Annotated in this window: 17 protein-coding genes; 5 read left to right on the plus strand and 12 right to left on the minus strand. The window is 46.9% G+C overall.

Going from position 1 to position 20,334, the window contains the following annotated elements; genetic code table 11:
* Nucleotides 1–110: 110 nt before the first annotated feature.
* The 9 genes from purF to purL form a co-directional block, all read right to left on the minus strand.
* On the minus strand, nucleotides 111–1,577 hold the full coding sequence (gene purF / locus QUB06_RS16420; protein WP_333436165.1) for an amidophosphoribosyltransferase: 1,467 nt from the start codon (nucleotides 1,575–1,577) through the stop codon (nucleotides 111–113).
* A 693-nt stretch (nucleotides 1,578–2,270) separates the two neighbouring features.
* Nucleotides 2,271–2,597 (minus strand): type II toxin-antitoxin system RelE/ParE family toxin, encoded by a 327-nt coding sequence (locus tag QUB06_RS16425; RefSeq protein ID WP_333436166.1) that lies wholly within the window; start codon nucleotides 2,595–2,597, stop codon nucleotides 2,271–2,273.
* Nucleotides 2,594–2,842 carry a type II toxin-antitoxin system ParD family antitoxin gene (locus QUB06_RS16430; RefSeq protein WP_333409209.1) on the minus strand — a complete coding sequence of 83 codons (249 nt, stop codon included), beginning with the start codon at nucleotides 2,840–2,842 and terminating at the stop codon, nucleotides 2,594–2,596. The genes QUB06_RS16425 and QUB06_RS16430 overlap by 4 nt, the downstream gene beginning before the upstream one ends.
* Before the next feature lie 243 nt (nucleotides 2,843–3,085).
* Nucleotides 3,086–5,134: a bifunctional serine/threonine-protein kinase/formylglycine-generating enzyme family protein gene (locus QUB06_RS16435; RefSeq protein WP_333436168.1), complete on the minus strand. Its 2,049-nt coding sequence runs from the start codon at nucleotides 5,132–5,134 to the stop codon at nucleotides 3,086–3,088.
* A gap of 230 nt (nucleotides 5,135–5,364) precedes the next feature.
* Complete coding sequence (locus QUB06_RS16440; protein ID WP_333436169.1) at nucleotides 5,365–5,811, minus strand: hypothetical protein; 447 nt, start codon at nucleotides 5,809–5,811, stop codon at nucleotides 5,365–5,367.
* Nucleotides 5,812–5,828: 17 nt separating this feature from the next.
* Nucleotides 5,829–6,176, minus strand: a complete 348-nt coding sequence (locus tag QUB06_RS16445) for a DUF5615 family PIN-like protein (RefSeq protein ID WP_333436170.1) — start codon at nucleotides 6,174–6,176, stop codon at nucleotides 5,829–5,831.
* 4 nt (nucleotides 6,177–6,180) lie between these two features.
* Nucleotides 6,181–6,540 carry a DUF433 domain-containing protein gene (locus QUB06_RS16450; protein ID WP_333436171.1) on the minus strand — a complete coding sequence of 120 codons (360 nt, stop codon included), beginning with the start codon at nucleotides 6,538–6,540 and terminating at the stop codon, nucleotides 6,181–6,183.
* Nucleotides 6,541–6,896: 356 nt separating this feature from the next.
* Entirely contained in the window at nucleotides 6,897–8,978 is a 2,082-nt protein-coding gene (locus QUB06_RS16455; RefSeq protein ID WP_333436172.1) for an SUMF1/EgtB/PvdO family nonheme iron enzyme, read from the minus strand.
* A 218-nt stretch (nucleotides 8,979–9,196) separates the two neighbouring features.
* Complete coding sequence (gene purL, locus QUB06_RS16460; protein WP_333436173.1) at nucleotides 9,197–11,860, minus strand: phosphoribosylformylglycinamidine synthase subunit PurL; 2,664 nt, start codon at nucleotides 11,858–11,860, stop codon at nucleotides 9,197–9,199.
* A gap of 135 nt (nucleotides 11,861–11,995) precedes the next feature.
* On the opposite strand from purL, the gene QUB06_RS16465 reads away from it, so the two are divergent.
* Nucleotides 11,996–12,601 (plus strand): pentapeptide repeat-containing protein, encoded by a 606-nt coding sequence (locus tag QUB06_RS16465; RefSeq protein ID WP_333436174.1) that lies wholly within the window; start codon nucleotides 11,996–11,998, stop codon nucleotides 12,599–12,601.
* Between the two features lie 9 nt (nucleotides 12,602–12,610).
* Here the strand turns inward: QUB06_RS16465 and QUB06_RS16470 are convergent, their stop codons facing one another.
* Nucleotides 12,611–13,237 carry a Uma2 family endonuclease gene (locus QUB06_RS16470; protein ID WP_333436175.1) on the minus strand — a complete coding sequence of 209 codons (627 nt, stop codon included), beginning with the start codon at nucleotides 13,235–13,237 and terminating at the stop codon, nucleotides 12,611–12,613.
* Between the two features lie 250 nt (nucleotides 13,238–13,487).
* Here QUB06_RS16470 and QUB06_RS16475 point away from each other — a divergent pair, with 250 nt between their 5' ends.
* Together QUB06_RS16475 and QUB06_RS16480 are read left to right on the plus strand one after the other, a co-directional pair.
* The gene (locus tag QUB06_RS16475) at nucleotides 13,488–15,242 is read left to right on the plus strand and encodes a DUF3352 domain-containing protein (protein ID WP_333436176.1); all 1,755 of its coding nucleotides are present in this window, start codon (nucleotides 13,488–13,490) and stop codon (nucleotides 15,240–15,242) included.
* A gap of 190 nt (nucleotides 15,243–15,432) precedes the next feature.
* Entirely contained in the window at nucleotides 15,433–15,609 is a 177-nt protein-coding gene (locus tag QUB06_RS16480) for a hypothetical protein (RefSeq protein WP_333436177.1), read from the plus strand.
* Here the strand turns inward: QUB06_RS16480 and mrdA are convergent.
* The gene (mrdA, locus tag QUB06_RS16485) at nucleotides 15,606–17,432 is read right to left on the minus strand and encodes a penicillin-binding protein 2 (protein ID WP_333436178.1); all 1,827 of its coding nucleotides are present in this window, start codon (nucleotides 17,430–17,432) and stop codon (nucleotides 15,606–15,608) included. The two genes, QUB06_RS16480 and mrdA, sit on opposite strands and share 4 nt — an antisense overlap.
* 545 nt (nucleotides 17,433–17,977) lie before the next feature.
* Here mrdA and QUB06_RS16490 point away from each other — a divergent pair.
* Together QUB06_RS16490 and cysE are read left to right on the plus strand one after the other, a co-directional pair.
* On the plus strand, nucleotides 17,978–18,460 hold the full coding sequence (locus QUB06_RS16490; protein WP_333436179.1) for a hypothetical protein: 483 nt from the start codon (nucleotides 17,978–17,980) through the stop codon (nucleotides 18,458–18,460).
* Nucleotides 18,461–18,793: 333 nt separating this feature from the next.
* A complete protein-coding gene (cysE, locus tag QUB06_RS16495) occupies nucleotides 18,794–19,600 on the plus strand; it encodes a serine O-acetyltransferase (protein ID WP_333436180.1) in 807 nt (268 codons plus the stop codon).
* 128 nt (nucleotides 19,601–19,728) lie between these two features.
* Here the strand turns inward: cysE and QUB06_RS16500 are convergent, their stop codons facing one another.
* Nucleotides 19,729–20,310 (minus strand): Npun_F5749 family FMN-dependent PPOX-type flavoprotein, encoded by a 582-nt coding sequence (locus QUB06_RS16500; RefSeq protein ID WP_333436181.1) that lies wholly within the window; start codon nucleotides 20,308–20,310, stop codon nucleotides 19,729–19,731.
* Nucleotides 20,311–20,334: the final 24 nt, after the last annotated feature.

A 20,334-nucleotide genomic window follows, 5' to 3' on the forward strand; every position in this document is an offset into this window, starting at 1 on the left:
AAGTTAATGTAACATTTCTACACACATTCTGGCAATGACTTACCAGAAAAACTTAAAAATCCCTAAATTGCGGAAAGTGACGGGCGATCGCTTTCTCGCTTTTGGATTTTCTAGGTTGCAGCTTTTTCTAATATGAGCTTAGACCGTTTTACCATTTCTGGAACGTCGATCGGATAATCACCAGTGAAACACGCCGAACAAAAACTCATCGGGTCTTCGTTAGTCGCCTTCAGCATTCCATCCCAACTCAAGAAAGCCAAAGAATCTACCCCAATTTGGACGCCGATTTCTGCGACTGACTTAGTAGCAGCAATCAACTGATCTTGATTGTCCGTGTCGATCCCGTAGAAACAAGGATGTGTCACCGGCGGCGAGGAAATTCTCATGTGAACTGCGGTTGCGCCAGCATCCCGCAAGGCTTTGACGATTTTGCGACTGGTTGTACCGCGCACGATCGAATCATCGATAATAATTACTCGCTTTCCTTCCAACACATCTTTGAGAGGGTTGAGTTTCATGCGGATTCCTGACTCTCGCATTGTCTGAGTCGGTTGAATAAAAGTGCGCCCGACGTAGCGATTTTTAATCAATCCTTCGGCGTAAGGAATGCCGGAAGCTTGAGAAAAGCCGATCGCCGCCGGGATTCCAGAATCGGGAACGCCGATGACTATATCAGCATCAGCCGGAGATTCTGCTGCCAACAAACGCCCGATCCGCAGTCGGTAGCTGTACAAACTTTCACCTTCCATTTGGCTATCGGGGCGAGCAAAATAGATCATTTCAAAGATGCAAAGTTTGCGCTTCTGCTGCTGACTCCAGTGGAAGGAAGCCATACCTTCCTCTGTAATCCAAACTAATTCCCCCGGTTCTACGTCCCGCAAAAATTCAGCACCGATAATATCCAAGCCACAAGTTTCCGATGCTAAAACGTATCGTACCGGAGTTGTGGGGAGGATGCCAATTACCAGCGGGCGGACGCCTTGGGGGTCGCGGACTCCCATCACGCCTTTGGGGGTCGCGATCGTCAAACTAAAGGCTCCTTGGCACATAGCAAACGCACTGATCGCTGCTTCCAGCCAGTCTTTGCCCTTGTCTACCTCGGAACCGATCGCCACTGCGATCGCCTCTGAATCCGTCGTGCTCACAAATTCGCACTTCCGAGACAGCAACTCTTCGCGCAATTCTTTGGTATTGACAAGATTCCCGTTATGTGCTAGCGCCAGACTTCCCAAACGAGTTTCGACAACCACAGGCTGAGCATTGACCACGCGCGACGAGCCGGTAGTAGAGTAGCGAGTGTGGCCTACGGCTAAGTTACCGGGCAAGTGACCTAAACTCGATTCGTTAAAGACTTGGGAAACCAGTCCCATATCTTTGTGCAGGTGGACTGTTTCACCGTCAAAGGTGGCAATTCCTGCTGATTCCTGACCGCGGTGCTGCAAAGCATACAAACCGAAGTAGGTCAACTTGGCGACATCTTCACCCGGTGCGTAGATACCGAAAACGCCACAAGCTTCCTCGGGCTTGTCGGGTTTGCTAGAATGCTCGTCAGCCGCGAAGGAATGGTTGGGAATCATAGATGGGTGGGTTCCTAATGGGGAAGGTGGGTTAGGGGGACAGTTTCAGCGGGAAATCTTGTTTGCGAAGGCGTCGCATAACTTAACATTCCCTTAATCTTGCCACGGATCTGTCATTATTTCCAAATTGTGTAGCATTTCAGACCGAAGCGATGCGACGTTCAATCGCATTGTAGTATCGATCGCCCCCTGATCCTATATTAACCTTGATTAATTGTGGGCGAGGGATTCGGCGATTGAAAAATACTGTTGGCGAATTCGCCAAGGGTGTTACCCCTCACATCACGAATGCAGCATTTTCTTTCGTTCTGGCTACTTAATAGCTATATGGTTAATTAAATATTTAGTCCAAAGCCACTATTTTTACGGGTGAGGGGTGAAACCATTTTTAAATTCGCCAGCAGTCTCTTGAAATCGCTTAAGAGTCAAACTCTCTTCCCAGTAGAGGGGAACGAAGAAATAGGCGATCGTGCAATGGCAAATAAATTAGAAAATTGCTTCACGGGCTTTTTCAAATATTAGAATTTAAGGGCGATCGAGCTTGACTTTTCTGTGAGATTGACATACTATATTATCATGGGAATCTGTGCGGCCATGTAAAGTCATTTTGGGCGCGATCGAGTATTAAGTAATACCGACAGGAGTGAACCGTGGGATGGAGATTTGGCAGCCTGAAAAATTTTCTCTACAAAGTCAATCAGCTTCATCTCCTGACAAAACTTCCTCTAAATCTCTCGCTGCGTGTAGAATTCGCACCACCTCAATACAGTCATCGAAAGACAAATAGAAAATCAGATAATTCTCAAAACCCCTAACTGACAATCTTCGCAAACCCTCCAACCGTGGATTTTGAACCGGATACAGGCGACCCATTCCCGACATTTGAGCCAATCTCGCAAATGTCTGACGTGCTGCATCAAAAAAACGCAATGCAGCATCAAGATTATTTTGAGCAATATAAGCAAAATTTTCGTCTAAATCTTGACTTGCTCTTGGTGTAATGACAATCCGTTTAGTCATTGCTGCTGTGGGTCAAGTTTCTGCACCAACTGAGCGCGTTTTTGCTCCCACCAATCATCGGTAATCTCTATAGAATTGCCACTATCCAAACCAGCCAACAATAACGACTCAACCCGCGCGGATCTTGCTTGTTCTTGGCGTATTAGGTGCAAGATGTATTCCGCTGCATTACTGTAGCCTCCGATTGCCACTTGTTCGTTAATAAAATTTTGAATTGAATCGGGAAGAGGAAGATTGAGGGTCATATTTTTTATCCTTCCTAATGTGTGACCTTGGCATATTTTAACTATTATAGGACTTATGCACGGGTGGTCAGAAACCGGTTTTTTTTGCCCAGAAGACGCGCTACAAACCGCAGAAACCGCAAAAAACCCGGTTTCTTTGGTTTTGATGCGTCCAGGACTATATTTATAAACCAGGTTAACACCGCCAAGCCTTAAAAGAAAAGTCCTCGCGGGAGACTACAGCACAGAACCGAAAACCTGAGACTACGCGGAAACCAAAGCCACGCGAAAACCGATGTCCGAGTAACGATCGCCCGCCAAATTGCTAAGACGATACGCACTGCGACAATTCACCGCAGAGTCCTTCCAGGAACCGCCACACCGCACCCGGCGATCGTTGCGATCGTTGTCGGGATGACTGCACCATTCCCAAACATTTCCGTGCATATCATAAAGTCCAAAAGCATTGGGTGAAAAATTCCCGACATCAGTTGTTTGTTTGCGGAAAAGTCCCTTCGATGCCCCAGCGTAGGGATTATTGCCATTATAATTCACTAAATCCGGGGTAATTGTTTCACCAAAATAGAAAGGTGTTTTAGTTCCGGCGCGGCAAGCATATTCCCATTCCGCTTCTGAAGGTAAGCGATAAGTCTTGCCTGTTGTTTTAGAAAGCCGTTTGCAGAATTCCACAGCGTCATTCCAGCTTACTTTTTCGACAGGAAGTTTTGCACCTTTAAACTCAGAAGGGTTATTTCCCATCACCGCTTGGTATTGTTCTTGAGTTATCTCATATTTACCCATAAAAAAAGCAGGGATATTCACGGTACGCTGCGGCCCTTCATAGCTACTTCGTCCGGCTTCCGTATCGGGGGAACCCATCACAAAACTGCCGCCAGGAATTGCTACCATGTCTAGAGTAATACCATTCCCCATATTTTCTATAAAAGCCTGTGCTTTTCCTTGACGGCGGTTGGCAATTTGCCCCGTTGAGTTGACTGTCACTGTTTCAAAAGTAAAGCTTTTTAAAGCATTGGAAAATGGCTGAGGTTTTGGAGTTTCTGGTGCGGGTTTTGGAGATGGTTTTGGAGATGGTTTTGGAGATGGTTTTGGCGATGGACTTGCTGCTACAGATTCTGGAGATGGTTTGGGCGGTGATTTTTTGGCTGTAGTTTTTGGAGATGATTTTTGAGCTGATGATTTAGGAGATGGCCGCTCATTTTTGGATGAAGGTGGAAGATTTGGTGAAGATGAAGAAGATTTGTTGTTCAACAAACTTTGACTCAGCAGGGCTAATGCAAATCCTCCCCCAGCAAAACCCGCTAATTGCAATAAACCTCGCCTTGTTGTGTTAGTTTGTAACGGCAAAGAGTGTTGTGGAATCACAGGGACTGTGGGGTTTAGTATCGGTGCGGGAGTTGGTATTGACTGACATTGAAAATCTATTAAAACTTCATCTGCTGATTGATAGCGCTGCTGGATATCTTTTGCCAACAACTTAGATAAAATCACTTCCAATCCCTTGTCTATGGGACTTTTCAAGTGTTGCTGCCAATTTCCAGTCCAGCTATAACCGTATTCCGTCCACAAACCATAAGGATGTACCCCCGTCAGTAGATGAAAAGCCGTCGCCCCCAAACTGAACAAATCGCTTGCTGCATAAGCTTCACCCCCTTGCATTTGTTCAAGCGGTGCATAACCATGCGAACCAATTTGCGTTCCCTGTCGCGATATCACTGTTCCCGACAACTGTTTGGAAACTCCGAAATCAATCAGCATTAACACACCGTCCCTGCGACGGCGCATAATATTCTCAGGCTTGATATCTCGGTGAATGATTTTTTGTTCGTGAACAAACTTGAGAACAGGTAGAAGTTCGAGTAATAGTTGCTTAACTTGGTTTTCTTGCCAAATTCCCTGATTTTGGAAAAGCGTCAACAAATTATCTCCATCCACAAACTGCTGTACGAGATACAAATATTTGTTGTCTTCAAAGTAGGCATCTAGTGATGGAATTTGGGGATGTTGTCCTAGCTGTTGCAGTTGTCTAGCTTCTTGCTGAAATAATTCTACTGCTTTGTTAATCGCCCAAGTTCCCTGGACATCTGGTGCTAATTGTTTAACGACACAGGGTTGATTTAGTCTATCAATATCTTCTGCTAAATAGGTTCTGCCGAAGCCACCTTTACCGAGGAGTTTGATCATGCGGAAGCGATTTCGCAGGAGGGGTACGAGTTGAAGACCACAACTGATGCAATATGTTTGTCCGTCGGGGTTTTCGGGTTTTTGACAGTCGGGATTGATACAGCAAATCATTTGTTTTAGGAATGATATTGTTTATATTGTATAGGACTTACGCATGGGGCCCAGAAACCGGGTTTTTTTATGAAAATACTTCGTTCGCTCTCGCAGATTCGGTAAAAAACCCGCTGATGAAGGCGGAGTGCGTCCAGTAGTCTAATTTGTAGGGGGCGGATATGTGAGATTTGCATCTTACTTGGATATTGTAGATGGCGACGCACCCTAAAGCTTCAACCCACGCAACATCAGGTTTTCGTTGGTGTAGACGCGGTTTCAACCGCCGATTCCAATTCTTGAAAAATTTTGTAACTACCGCAAACTACTTCGATACAAATATCCCCTTCCAGTCGAAAGTAGAAAAGGGGCGACAAACCTGTCTCAACCAAACCTGCTTGATTTTGAAAAGGATAGGACAAAGTAGATAAAATTTGACTCTTATCTTCTGTCAATTGTCTTAATTCTGCGTTACCCACCCAGAAGCAAGACTCTTCAGAGTCGGAGTTGACAGGTTGAGAGATTACCTGCTGAACGAGTTGAGAGAATTCGATGGAAGTGTCATAAATCCCGGTTCCGAATGTAAAGTCTAAGCGCAAGGTTAAAGGTTGGGGGATTAGAGTAATGCCTGCGAGGTCGGCACTTTTCAAGTCTTCTATACAAAAATGTTTTAAAGGGCGATCGGCTGTAGCAGTCATAGAATTATTAAATTCAATTAAGATATGGACGGCGGCCCATAACGATAGACACGCATCACTTTTCCCGTCAGTATCTCAGCAGTAGATACCGCATCATTAATATTCGCACTCAGTCTAGGCATATCGTCATCTAGCGTGCAGGCAGTAATACCATAATGGTAGGGTTTCAGATTGTGCAGTTGAAAGAAATCGCGCCAATTGACGGTCAAAACAGCCCGATTTTCACTGGTCGCAAATGCTAATATATCCTCATCAGGTAGTCGAGCATTTCCTGATTCTTGAACTGTCGGGACATCATGCCCCAAAGACCGCAGATTTTGCACAACTTGTCGGGGAAATTGTTCGTCTGCATAGAGGCGTGCCATAGGTTTATTTGATATTTTCAGGTGTATCTAAGATTTCCTCAGCATCATCTTGCTGTCGAATTGCTGACTCAATTTCGTCAGGATAAGCTTCAGTATAAGCCCAAACATTTACCAAATCAGCAGCACTGAGATGGGAGTAGCAGTCTAGAATAAAAGCATCGGTAGCGCCGTCATTGCGATAGCTGGCGAGCAACCAAACGGGAATGCGAGTTTTGTCAATACAAGCATCACCGCCCATCACGCCGGGAGTTTTGGTTATCGGGCGGCCGCTGTTTTTCAGGCTTTGAGTTAAGATGCCGATCGCCTGAGCTTTTTCGATCGCCGTTAAGGCCAGGAGTTGTACTTCTAATTCTTCGATTGTCATATAAATTTTGGGATTTATGAATTGTGTAGCTATTTGATATTGTAAGGCGATATCTCTATCAGTTATCAAGTTCGATAGGCTTAATTCTGCGCTAGGGGCGGGTTTTACCAGCCATCTATGTCGGAACCAACAACATAATAAACCAGCCCCGGCCTAATCTCCGAATCCTCTTCACAAGCCCCCGGATTTATCCGTGGGGTCTATCTTTGAATTCTTTAATCTAAAATCTAAAATCTAAAATCTAAAATCTAAAATCTAAAATCTCTTGACTGACTCTCGCGGTGTGTCGCTGCGAGATTGTCGATTTGATTTGTAGATTGTTCAATGCGACGCACCCTACCACTACTACGCGGAAACTAGGACGAGGAAGAAACCGAAGCTACCGCAACGCGAAAACCGAAGTCCCTCCACCAGAGGATCGCCAATTCGTAGCTACGACGGGCACTACGGCAATAGAGCGCATTGCCGTTCCAGGAACCACCACGCAGCACTCGGTTATTATCTGTTCCAGTTTCCCAAGAACTTCCATCAGTCGGTGCGCCACTATAATTACCATGCCACTTATCGCTGCACCATTCCCAAACATTCCCGTGCATATCATAAAGTCCAAACGAATTCGGCGGAAAACTCCCCACATCCGTTGTTTGTTGACGGTAAATTCCCTTCGGCGCAGAACCGTAGGGATTATGGCCATCATAATTAACTAAATCCGGCGTAATCGTGTCACCAAAATAGAAAGGTGTTGTAGTTCCCGCGCGACAAGCATATTCCCATTCCGCTTCCGAAGGTAAGCGATAAGTCTTGCCTGTTTTTTGAGAAAGCCGCTTGCAGAATTCCACAGCGTCATTCCAGCTTACTTTTTCGACAGGAAGTTTCGCACCTTTGTAAGCAGAGGGGTTATATCCCATCACCGCTTGGTACTGTTCTTGAGTGACTTCATATTTACCCATAAAAAAAGGAGAGATATTCACAGTACGCTGCGACCCTTCACTGTCATATCGCCCTTCTTCAGTATTGGGGGAACCCATCACGAAACTGCCTCCCGCAATTGCTACCATCTCTAGAGTAATACCATTCCCCATATTTTCTATAAAAACCCGTGCTTGTCCTTGACGGCGGTTGGCAATTTGCCCCGTTGAGTTGACTGTCACTGTTTCAAAATTAAAGGTTTTTAAAGATGGTGGAGGGGCTGGAACCAATGATGGTGCTAGGGGTTCTGGGGATGGTTGAGGGGCTGGAGCCAATGGTGCTAGGGGTTCTGGGGATGGTTGAGGGGATGAGTTTTTGGCTGTAGTGTTTGGAGATAATTTTTTAGGCGATGATTCAGGAGATGGCGGCTTATTATCTGATGAAGGTGAAAGATTTGGTGAAGTTGAAGAAAATTTGTTGTTCAACAAACTTTGAATCAGCAGGGCTAATGCAAATCCTCCCCCAGCAAAACCCGCTAATTGCAATAAACCTCGCCTTGTTGTGTTAGTCGATAACGGCAAAGTGTGTTGTGGAATCACAGGAATTGTGGGATTTGGTATCGGTGCGGGAGTTGGTCTTGACTGACTTTGAAAATCTTTTAAAACTTCATCTGCTGATTGATAGCGCTGCTGAATATCTTTTGCCAACAACTTAGATAAAATCACTTCCAATCCCTTGTCTATGGGAGTTTTCAAATGTTGCTGCCAATTTCCAGTCCAACTATAACCCTGTTCCACCCACAAACCATAAGGATGTACCCCCGTCAGTAGATGAAAAGCCGTCGCGCCCAAACTGAACAAATCGCTGGCTGCATAAGCTTCACCCCCTTGCATTTGTTCAAGCGGTGCATAACCATGCGAACCAATTTGCGTTCCCTGTCTCGATATCACTGTTCCCGACAACTGTTTGGAAACTCCGAAATCAATGAGGACTAACACACCGTCGCTGCGACGGCGCATAATATTCTCAGGTTTGATATCTCGGTGAATAATTTTTTGTTCGTGAATAAAGTTGAGAACAGGTAGAAGTTCGAGTAATAGTTGCTTAACTTGGCTTTGTTGCCAACTTCCCCGATTTTGCAACAGCTTGAACAAATTATCGCCATCGATAAACTGCTGTACCAGATACAAATAGGTGTTTTCTTCAAAATAGGCATCAAGGGATGGAATGTGGGGATGTTGTCCTAGCTGTTGCAGTTGTCGGGCTTCTTGCTTAAATAATTCTACCGCTTTGTTAATCGCCCAAGTTCCCTGGACACTTGGTGCTAGTTGTTTAACGACACAGGGTTGATTTAGTTTATCAATATCTTCTGCTAAATAAGTTCTGCCGAAGCCACCTTTACCGAGGAATCCGATCGGGTGGTAACGGTTTCGCAGGATGGGTACGAGTTTGACGCCACAACTGATGCAATATGTTGGCCCGTCGGGGTTTTCGGGATTGGGGCAGTCGGGATTGATACAGCAAATCATTTGTTTTAGGAATGATATTGTTTATATTGTATAGTGTCTAAGAACCCCGATTTATGTAATATGTTTTTGCAAGAATCGTGAATTTTGTAAGAAGTCGGGGCTCTAGGGTGTTTTTTAAACCCGGAGATCCCCCCTAGCCCCCCTTAAGAAGGGGGGGACAAGAGTATTCAAAGTTCCCCTTTTTAAGGGGGATTTAGGGGGATCGAAACTTCAAGTTGTCAGACAGATGCAATCCGACGCTCGATCGCATTATAGAATCGATCGCCCATATCACCCATCGAAACCTCAATTAACACTTGATTGTCAGCACTCACAACCCGCAAAGGTGATTCAGCACAGCAAACTAAACCAATCTTCTGCCACATTTTGGTCAAATGTTCTTGCAGGTAAGTCTCCCAAATCTCTTGATTTTTCGGTGCGACTGAAACTACAATGCAGTTGCCCATTTCACCAAACAAAATTTCATCCCAGCGGCTGACATTTGCCGAATTGAAACTGAGATGAATTTCCGCACCCATTTTAGCAGAAATACAAGATTCCGCGAGGGCGATCGCAATTCCACCTTCCGCACAATCATGGGCAGAACCTACCCAACCTTGCCGAATTCCATCACGACAAACCGATTGCACTTTTCTTTCCAACTCAAAATCTATCCTTGGGGGTTTCCCGGCGACAATCCCGTGAATTGCCGCTAAATATTCCGAACCTCCCAAAGTAGGAGAAGTTTCGATTTTTGAGCTTTCAGATAACAAAGATTCACCCAAATTTATCCGTGTATCAGTGTCATCATCCGTGTCGTGCGCTTGGGAATTTTCAGATAACGAAGATTCACCCAAATTTATCCGTGTATCCGTGTCATCATCCGTGTCGTGCCGCCCCATTCCCAGCACATAAATTAAATCACCTTTCTTTAGCCAAGCTTGGCCGGAAATCTTCTTCAAATCGGGAATTAACCCCACCATTCCGATTACCGGAGTCGGATAAATTGGTTGAGGATTACCCTCAGCATCAACCGTTTCATTGTAAAGAGAAACATTCCCCCCAGTCACAGGCGTTCCCAACTCCCGACAAGCATCAGCAATCCCGCGACAAGCTGAGGCTAACTGCCAATATCCGATCGGCTTTTCAGGACTGCCAAAATTCAAATTATCAGTAACTGCGAGAGGTTCAGCACCCACACAACTTAAATTTCTTGCTGCTTCCGCTACGACTGCTTTTGCACCTTCGTAAGGATCGAGATAAACATAACGAGAATTGCAATCAACCGTTGCAGCAACTCCGGGAATAGCCCCCTGCGGCGCTTCCTCCTTGCTAAGGGGGGGAGAAAGTTTGGGAGTTTCCCTACCTTGTGCCTTTGTAAATAGAGGAATTACCTCTTCTTCCTGTTTGCTTTCGGAAGCTAGAGAAACGGCATTTTCTCTCAGTAGATCCCCCTTAGCAAGGGGGTGTACTTCTAACCCGTTAGCAAGGGAAGAGTGGCAAGGTTCTAGCGGACGCAATCTGACAACCGCAGCATCAGCGCCTCCCGGTAAAACAACAGTATTGTTTTGCACTTGATGGTCGTATTGGCGATAAACCCAGCGTTTAGAAGCGATGGTGGGAGTATCTAAAAGCGTCAGCAAAATCTGATTCCAAGTTTGGACATTACCGTTAATTTCGATACCTGTAACTGTGGATTGTGGCAGCGAATCCGCCGTCCATTTCCAGGCTTTTTTAGCATATTCTGGCGGCTCTGTCAACAGTTCTCGGTGATAAATTGGCGTGTTATCTGCCAAAGCAGTGGCGGTAATTTCCGCCGCGATTTCGCCTTTAAAGAGAATTCGGACGATCGGCTCTTCGATAACTGTCCCCGCTACTACCGCGTGCAATCCCCATCTGTGGAAAATATCGATTAATTCCTGTTCGCGTCCTTTTTGGGCAACAAACAACATCCGTTCTTGGGATTCTGAAAGCAGGTATTCGTAGGGAATCATGCCGCTTTCTCGAACGGGAACTTTGTCTAAATCGAATTCAATGCCGACGCCGCCTTTGGCTGCCATTTCTGATGTGGAACAGGTGATTCCGGCAGCACCCATGTCTTGGGCGGCGACGACTGCACCGGTTTTGAATGCTTCTAAACAAGCTTCAATTAAGGATTTTTCTAAAAAGGGATCTCCGACTTGCACTGCGGGGCGATCGTCCATTGATTTGTCTGTCAATTCTGCACTGGCAAAACTTGCTCCTCCCATGCCATCTCTGCCAGTGGTTGAACCGACGTAAAGCACGGGATTTCCGATGCCAGAAGCGCCGGATTTGACTATTTCTTGAGTTTCCATTAAACCCAAGGCCATGACGTTAACTAGCGGGTTGCCGGAATAAGCAGGATCGAAGTAAACTTCGCCCCCAACTGTGGGCACTCCGATGCAATTTCCATAATGGGAAATTCCCGATACTACGCCTTTGAACAATCTCTGAGTTTTAGCATCGTCTAAATTGCCGAAACGCAGGGAATTTAAAAGTGCGATCGGGCGGGCCCCCATTGTGAAGATATCGCGTAGAATGCCGCCGACACCGGTGGCTGCACCTTGAAAAGGTTCGACTGCTGACGGGTGGTTGTGGGATTCAATTTTGAAGGCGAGTTGCAAGCCGTCTCCCAAGTCTACGACGCCGGCATTTTCTCCGGGCCCGACTAGAATTCGATCGCCCTCTGTGGGAAACTGTTTTAATAGTGGCCGCGAATTTTTGTAACAGCAGTGTTCGCTCCACATAACGCCGAACATTCCCAATTCAGCTTTATTAGGATGGCGACCGAGACGCTGAACGATTTCTTCATATTCTTCTGGTGTGAGTCTTTCAGTGGCAATTTGTTGGGGGGAAAATGGAGATTCGGAGATGGGAGACATGGAAACTCGTTATAAACCACAGGCTATATTCTAAATGCCCTGCGCTTGGTTAATCTAAAATCTATAATCTAAAATCTACAATCCTAGGTCTTTGGGTTGTGAATCTAAAATCTAAAATCTAAAATCTAAAATCGAATGACTTTACCTCGAAATCTCAATTTTGCTAACCAAAACTTGCGGAACCGTTCTTTTAAAGGGCTTGACTTGTCAGGGGCGAATTTCAGCGGTTGCGACATTCGAGGCTGCAATTTCACCGGGGCGATTTTGAGGGGGGCAAATTTTCAGGGTGTCAGAACCGGACAAAGCCGCAGGCGGGTGAGAAATTTGATTGCTAGGGCTGGGGTAACGGCGGTGACAGTGACGGCGGCTGGGGCTTTGACTGGACTGATAGCCGGGGCGGATGCGGGGGCTGTGGCGGTGGCTGGAACGGCTGCTACGGCGATTGCTGCGACTCGGTGCGAGGCTGGAATTGTGGCGGGGGCTGTGGCTGGGGCTGCTGCTGCGATCGGCGCTAGCGGTATTGTGACATTTTTGGGCGGAGATACTCTTAGGGGAATTGTCTTATTTTTGGTTTCTGGGGTAATTCTTGGGTTAACTGCGATCGGCTTTTTTATCGCTGTTGAAGAAATAGAAAAATTGTCGATAACGTCGTTTAGAAAAGCTGATTTAACTGATGCTGTTTTCGATCGGGGGGCGGTTCTAGATGCCGATTTTTCCGATGCGCGAGGAGTGCCGTGGTAGAGTACACAATTACTGATTTTTTACCCATTCCCGGAATTCTCGCACTGCTGTGGTTGCGCCTGTAGTTTGAGTGCGATCGATAAATTCGTCAACTTTTGCAGTCGGTAGCATCGGGAAAGCCAGGGAAAAATTGCACTCGGCATATTCGCCATTTTGCAATTGATAAAACTTGATGCTTCGTCCGTCGTACCGCCAAATTTCTGGTACGCCTAAATCTGCATATAAATCGAATTGATTTAAGGAACTGCTGGTAATATCAATTTCCAGTGCTAAATCTGGCGGCGGATCTTGAGCAAAGTCTAATTCGGTTCTCCCTCTGACCAGTGCTTCGTTTTGGATATAATAGCATGAATCTGGTTCTTTACCCGCTGCTTTTTTGCGTTTTTTAATCGTCATAGAGCCAAAGGGGTTGTACTCAAGATTGAGTTCTTCGATGAGAGTTACAATTAAGCGATCGATCAGCCTGTTGCGATTTTCATGTTCCGGTAGCGGCACCATAATTTCTAATTGACCTTGATGATAAGCAATTCTGGTGGAACGTTTGTTGCCCAGTTCCCCTAGCAGGCTTTCATATAACTGCCAACTGATATTTTGCAGTAAAACTCGCTGTTCGGGGGGCGTTGATATTGTTAGCATTTTACTTGGATTTTATAGTTTGAGAATATTTTATTTTAGCCTTTTTTTTTTGCGAACCGCACAAAAAGTATCTGCCGATAGCCACGGTTATGCGCTACTCTATAGCGGTTCTCAAGCGTGGTGAGGTATGGGGGCAAGTCCTATGCCCTATGCCCTATGCCCTATGCCCTATGCCCTATGCCCTATGCCCTATGCTCTATGCCCTATGAGCACCTCATTTACTGAGAAAGGCTATAGTTAATAATAGACTGTGGTCATTAGTCCTTGTTGTATGAAGCTGCGATCGTTCTTTTCTTTCCTCATTGCTGGCGTCTTGGCACTCTTAGGCTTGAGTGCCGGTGGTTTTTACTGGCTGACAACTCACACTCCCCTGAATTTGCTCGCTGGCGGGCCGACAACTACTCCGGCTGCGGCTGTGTTTGTCTCGAAACAAGCACCTTTGTTAGCATCAATGTTGGTAAATCCCGATCGCCTCGAAGCATTGCGACAAGTTTTTGCCACTCCCGAAGAAAGAAGTCGATCGCACGCAGAATTTGAGCAAATCAAAAAAAGTTTCCTCGCCAATACAGGCCTGGATTACAGTCGAGATATCCAACCTTGGATAGGTGACGAAATTACCCTCGCCGTCACAAACCCAGATTTCGATGGCGACAGCAGCAACGGCAAACAAGCCGGGTTTTTGCTGGCGGTTTCCTCCCAAAAGGTCGATCGCAGCCAAAAATTTCTCGACTCCTACTGGCGCCAACAATCTCGTGGCGATAAAACAGTGCAGTCGGAAATATATAAAGGCGTGAGAATTAATTATAAACAAGCACCCATAGCCCAGAAAAAATCTGCTTCGCTTTCGCCTTTTAACCCGTTTTCTCTGCCGACTTCCAAGTTCCCATCCAGCTTCGCAACAGCAGCCATCGGCGGTAATTTTAATTCGGGTAATAACCAAAGTTTTGTTTTATTTTCCAATAGCCCAATTGTGATTCGAGATGCAATTAATAACGTTGAATCAGCCAACCTAAATCTCGATAATACCCCGGAATATCAAAAAGCTTTGCAGCAGCTAACTCAAGGCAGAATCGCTTTAGCATTTGTCAATCTCCCGCAGTCAGCAACCGAGCAAAATCCCCAAGTTTCTCTTAATTCCCTCGCAGTTGCTGTCGGAGTCAACCGACGGGGATTGCTGGCTCAAACTGCTTTAGTGACATCGCGAGAAAACACAGCTTCTCCAACACTCTCCGAACCAGTGCAAGCCTTGCAATACATTCCCTCAGCCAGTCCTTTCGCGGTCGCCAGCACCGACTTAAGGAATTTTTGGGCTGATTTGTCATCGGCGGTTTCCACTAATGCAGAAGTCTCAAATTTAGTCGATCGCGCCTTGGCAGATATTCAGCAACTTTGGGGCGTGAACCTGCCGCAGGATATATTTGACTGGGTACAAGGAGAATACGCTTTAGCAGTGCTTCCGAATTCGTCAAATAGTGCTGACTGGATTTTCGCGGCAGAAAAATCTGCTGATTCCCAAAAGGCGATCGACAAACTCGATGAAATTGCCCGCAGCAAAGAATACAGCATCGGCAGCTTCACTCTGAGAAACCAGAAAATTACCGCTTGGACGCAGTTGACAACGAGTCAAAATTATGATAAAGAAAATAAGAGAAAAAGTGCGATCGAAACCGAGGCAAAAGGAGTCCGAGCCAGCGTCGGCAAATACGAAATTTTCACCACTTCAGTAGAAGCAATGGACGCAGCACTAGAGGCAGCAGAAACAGGCTCTTTAGTTGCCAATCAAGATTTTCAAACCAGCATTGAACCGCTACCGCCATCTAACGACGGCTATTTTTATTTAGACTGGCCCTCCAGCAGGGCAATTTGGGAAAAACAAATCCCGCTGTTGAGGTTAATTGAACTTTCGGCAAGACCATTGTTCGACCACTTGCGATCGCTCACTGTCACCAGTACGGGAGAAATAACAGGAATTCGCAAAGCTACAATATTTATGCGGCTCAATTAGTCAGAAGGAAGTTCGGCAACGGATTTTGTAACGGATGTAACGGATAGAAGGAAGTTCGGCAACGGATTCTGTAACGGATGTAACGGATGTAACGGATAGAAGGAAGTTCGGCAACGGATTCTGTAACGGATGTAACGGATGTAACAGATAGAAGGAAGTTCGGCAACGGATTCTGTAACGGATGTAACGGATGTTAGGAAGAAGGAAGAAGGAAGAAGGAAGAAGGAAGAAGGAAGAAGGAAAAACAAGAAACTATGCCCAATGCCCAATGCCCAATGCCCAATTCCCAATTCCCAAGGCCCAAGGCCCAATTCCCAATTCCCAATTCCCAATTCCCAATTCCCAATTCCCAATTCCCAATAACTAAGGACTAATAACTACTGGCTGCTTCACCTTTTTCTGTGGCCCAAAATAAGCTTGAAATACCTCTTTGGCGATCGGGGCCGCGGCAACAGAACCATAACCGCCATTTTCCACAACCACGGCGATCGCAATTTCCGGCTTGTCAGCAGGCCCGAAGGCCACATACAAAGAGTGATCCTCTTGTCCAATAACCTCCGAAGTCCCTGTTTTGCCCGCCGTCAGCGGAATCGTACCGTCATTGAGCCCCTGTCCAGTACCCTCGGCAACCACAGCGATCAGTCCTTCCTTAACCACCTGAATTGTTGAAGGTTTCATCCCCGTATGTACCCGTTGAGTCTCCGCTGTGCCGGTCATGGAAGTCAAAAGATGAGGCTTCACGCGATAGCCCCCATTAGCGATCGAACCCACCATCACCGCCCCCTCCAAAGGAGTCATCAACACCAACCCCTGCCCGATCGACATCGTTACCGTATCACCCGCATACCAAGGTTCTTTATATATTTTCTCCTTCTCGGCCGGCGTCGGGGCTTGACCGTGATCGCCGCCGCCTAGCCCCAAAAGATTCAAATCCGTCTCCTTGCCAATTCCCAAGCGGTGTCCCCACTTAGAAATTTGCTCCGGCCCTGTACTAATCCCTACTTGATAAAAAAACGTATTGCTGCTGAAAGCCAAAGCATCCCGAAAGCCGATGTCGCCGAAACCGCCGCTGTGTTCGTTAAAATCAATTCCCCCCACAGTAATGTAAGACGAAGTACCCAGAATTGAGTCCGGCGAAAATTTGCCCGACTCCAGGCCCGCGACGGAAGTCACAATTTTAAAGGTACTGCCGGGGGGATAGCCTTGCGTGGCCCGATTCAAAAATGGATTTTCCGGGTCTTGAAGAGTTTCCCACTCATCCTTAGTGATTTTTCGCGTAAACAAATTGGGGTCAAAAGTCGGGTGGCTGGCCATAACTAATACGGCCCCGGTTTTGACATCCAACGCCACTACTGCTCCCCGGCGGTTCCCCAGGGCTTTTTCTGCTGCTTTTTGCATGGACAAGTCTATGGTTAGCTGCACCGCCTCACCGGGTTTGGGCGGTGTCTCTCCCATCAGCCGCAATTCTTGATTTTGGGCATTTACCTCGATCAGCCGATCGCCCCAAACTCCGGCAATCTTCTGGTTAGAGCTCGCTTCTATGCCCATTTGACCCACAATCATCCCCATCGGATATTCGGGATGAGCTTCCAAGTCTGCTGCGGTAGCTTCGCCGATATATCCGATAACGTGAGCCGCCAAACTGCCTTCGGGATAGTAGCGGTTCGCTTCTGGCCGCACTTCCACTCCCCGCATTTGTCCCACCTCTTCTGCTAGTGGCACAAACACCTCTGGCGGCATTGCTTGCTTGAGCCGCACCGGTCTATAGGATTGAGGATCGACCTCTTTTATTTTTTTTAAAATTTCTTCGACCGGGATTTTAACCAGCGGACTCAACTTTTCTGCTGTCGCTTTCCACTGTTCCGGCGTTTGTTCTTTCGGCCACAAATATACCGATCGAGCTAAATTGTTTGCCGCTAGCAACTTGCCTTTGCGATCGATAATGTGTCCGCGATTCGCAGGCATGGGCACTAGGCGAACCCGATTGTTTTCGGCTCGTTCCCGGTGTTGCTTCCCTTGTATCAGTTGCAATTCCACCAGCCGACTAGCATGCAGGCCCAGCAAACCTGTTGCCACCAGCATGAACACGAGCGCCCGGTGTATCGGACGATCCTGTTTTTTAGGAGTTTCCCCCAGGGTTTTGTCAGAAGAGTGAAATGCTGAGATTGAATAAACTTGTCGTTGCATCATTCTATAGGTAGATGTCAAATCCTAGATTTTAGGTTTCTGATTGTCAATTGTGAAGTATACATCATCAAACCGGGCCCAATCGGGCCTTGACCATTGGGGGAAGCCGAATAATTGATCATTAACTTTTGACTAATCACTAATAACTCATGACTGCTGACTAATCCCCCAAGCACCAAGAAATAGCCAGAAAAATCAAGGCCAGGCTCAGCCAATTAGGGAGGTGCAGCCAGCGAGATAGACCTATAGGTAACAATACCAAGGCCTGTGTCAATAGGGAACCGAGCGCCAACAGCAAGACTAGAAGTATCAAATTTATCATCCTGACACCGTACAATTTCGGATATGAGTCGATCGCCTGTGGCAGAAATCCGAGTGGCACAAGCGAGCGCGATCGTACAGGGATTGTCCTGATAGACATAAGGAAGAGAAGCCAGGAGGTTTTGAACTAACTTAAAAATTATTCTTCCTCCACAGTTTGTATTCTAGGGGGCTGCGATGGGTAAATTCTGAGTTGTGATTTTAAGTTCTGACCGAGGAGTATTGCCATGTTGTTTAATCAGGGAGCCAGTTTCAAAAACGGTGCGCTCTTGGGTGCGATCGCGGCGATCGCAGCCCTACCAGTTTTAGCAGAAACAGCCAATTTCGGCACTTTAACTTTATCGCGAGGTTTTGCAGCCCCAACAGCAGTTTTGAGAGGTTCCACAGGCGGATCGTACTCTCTATCTGTCATAGCCAACGCCGATCGCCACAAAAACAAATGTTTGGGTTTTGCCACCCCAACTCCCGACCACATCATAGTCTTGCAGCAAAACTTTTCCAAACTCACACTCCAAGTCAACAGCGGAGGCAAAGACACGACCTTACTCGTACAAGGCCCCGGTAATGCGGTGCGCTGCGGAGATGATATAGGTCAGAATAAAGATGCTGGCATACTTGATTCAGACTGGCAAGCAGGCTCTTACAAAATTTGGGTAGGTACTCTCGAATCCGGAGTCAAGTCTAACTATACAATCTCAGTACAGGAATAGTCAGTAGTCAGTAGTCAGTTGGCAGTTGGCAGTTGGCAGTTGGCAGTTGGCAGTAGTTATTGGTTATTGGTTATTGGTTATTTGTTGTCAGTTCCACTGCCCTGCGCGGGCCTTCTTCCCAATGCCTAATGCCCCATGCCCCATGCCCCATGCCCCATGCCCCACGCCCCACGCCCCATGCCCCATGCCCCATGCCCCATGCCCCAATTTCCCCCCATCTGCCAATCTATTAATCTCCCACTACCCAATCTCCCGATCGACCGCTCACTTCCGCCATCCAGTAAAATGTAAAATCGAAAGTGGCGTGTTTAACCAAAATAGGTAACTCCGAAAGTGCTAAAGACTCTTAGAGCTGACTTCAGTATAATTTTCGATCGCGACCCTGCCGCTCGCAACTGGCTGGAAGTTTTGTTTTGCTACCCCGGTCTTCAGGCCCTAGTGCTGCACCGTTTCGCACACTGGCTTTATGTGTTGGGGCTTCCCTTCATCCCCCGCTTGATTTCCCACCTGGCTCGTTTTTTGACCGGAATTGAAATCCACCCAGGGGCAACCATCGGCAAAAGCGTATTCATCGACCACGGTATGGGGGTTGTGATCGGCGAAACAGCGATTATCGGCGATTTTGCCCTAATTTACCAAGGTGTCACCCTGGGCGGTACTGGCAAGGAAAGTGGCAAACGTCACCCTACCGTCGGCGAAAACGTAGTTTTCGGTGCCGGCGCCAAGGTACTCGGCAATCTGCAAATTGGCAACAACGTTCGTATCGGCGCAGGTTCCGTCGTACTCCGGGACGTACCATCTGACTGTACAGTGGTAGGGATTCCCGGCCGCATCGTCTATCGATCGGGAGTGCGCGTCAATCCCCTAGAACACGGCAGTTTGCCGGATTCGGAAGCTGTGGTAATTCGCTCTTTGCTCGATCGCATCGAGTCCCTCGAACAGCAAGTAAAAAGTTTGCTTCCTCAAGCATCTGTCTCCTTAACTTCTGTTCCCAATTCCCACAATTTCCACTCAGTATCAGAAGCTTTAAACCAAGCCAGCAATGTAGCCTTAGCCGAAAAAACACAGGTAGTTACAACCCCTAGCTGCAAGTTAAAAGATAAAGCAATTCAAGAATTTTTCGACGGCAGCGGCATCTAAAATTTGAATAGGGCATTGGGCATTGGGCATTCGGCATTGGGCATTTGGCATTGGTGAATGTTAACTGTTAAGTGATGACTAATAACTAATGACTACTGACTAATGACTACTGACTAATGACTTCTTTTTCAAGGATTAACCGATCGCACAGACCAATTTCCCTCCCCGTCGCGGCGATAAAGCGATCGATTTTGCGGTTCCCCCCGCAACTCCAACAAATCCACCGTTTCCGGTTCTAACAACAGCAAGCAAAAATTAGGCAGCGGCTCGATCGCATCTGGGGAAGCAGAATCAAAAGCACTAGCCTCGGCTTTGTCATCCCCCGGATGAGGCCAAGCAAACTGCGATCTAGCCGGCTCAGAAAGCTCCTGCCAAGTTGTGCGGCGCGATGAACACAACTCTGCTTCTGGATAATCTGCCCCTACCAAAACTAGCTTTCCAGCAATCCGAAATTGTTCGCGAGTTTTCGGGAAATACCAGCAAATTTCCCCCCAAGGATAGAGATTAATCTCCTCTGCCTTTTGACTGCGAATATCTGTAATAAACTTTAACTGATTAGTATCTGCTAAAAAGCCTCGAAACACCACAGTGCGGTTGGCAGGTCGCCCGGTAGCCCGAACCGTTGCTAGTTGCAAGTAGCGGGCAAAAGCAAGACTGCGGTTGCGGTGGAGCGCGCGAGCTAAGGGCGATCGCCAAAGTGCTAAAGACATAATTAATAACCTATCATATTGGTA

This window comes from Microcoleus sp. D2_18a_D3 (genome assembly GCF_036702455.1).
Classification (GTDB): Bacteria; Cyanobacteriota; Cyanobacteriia; order Cyanobacteriales; family Microcoleaceae; genus Microcoleus.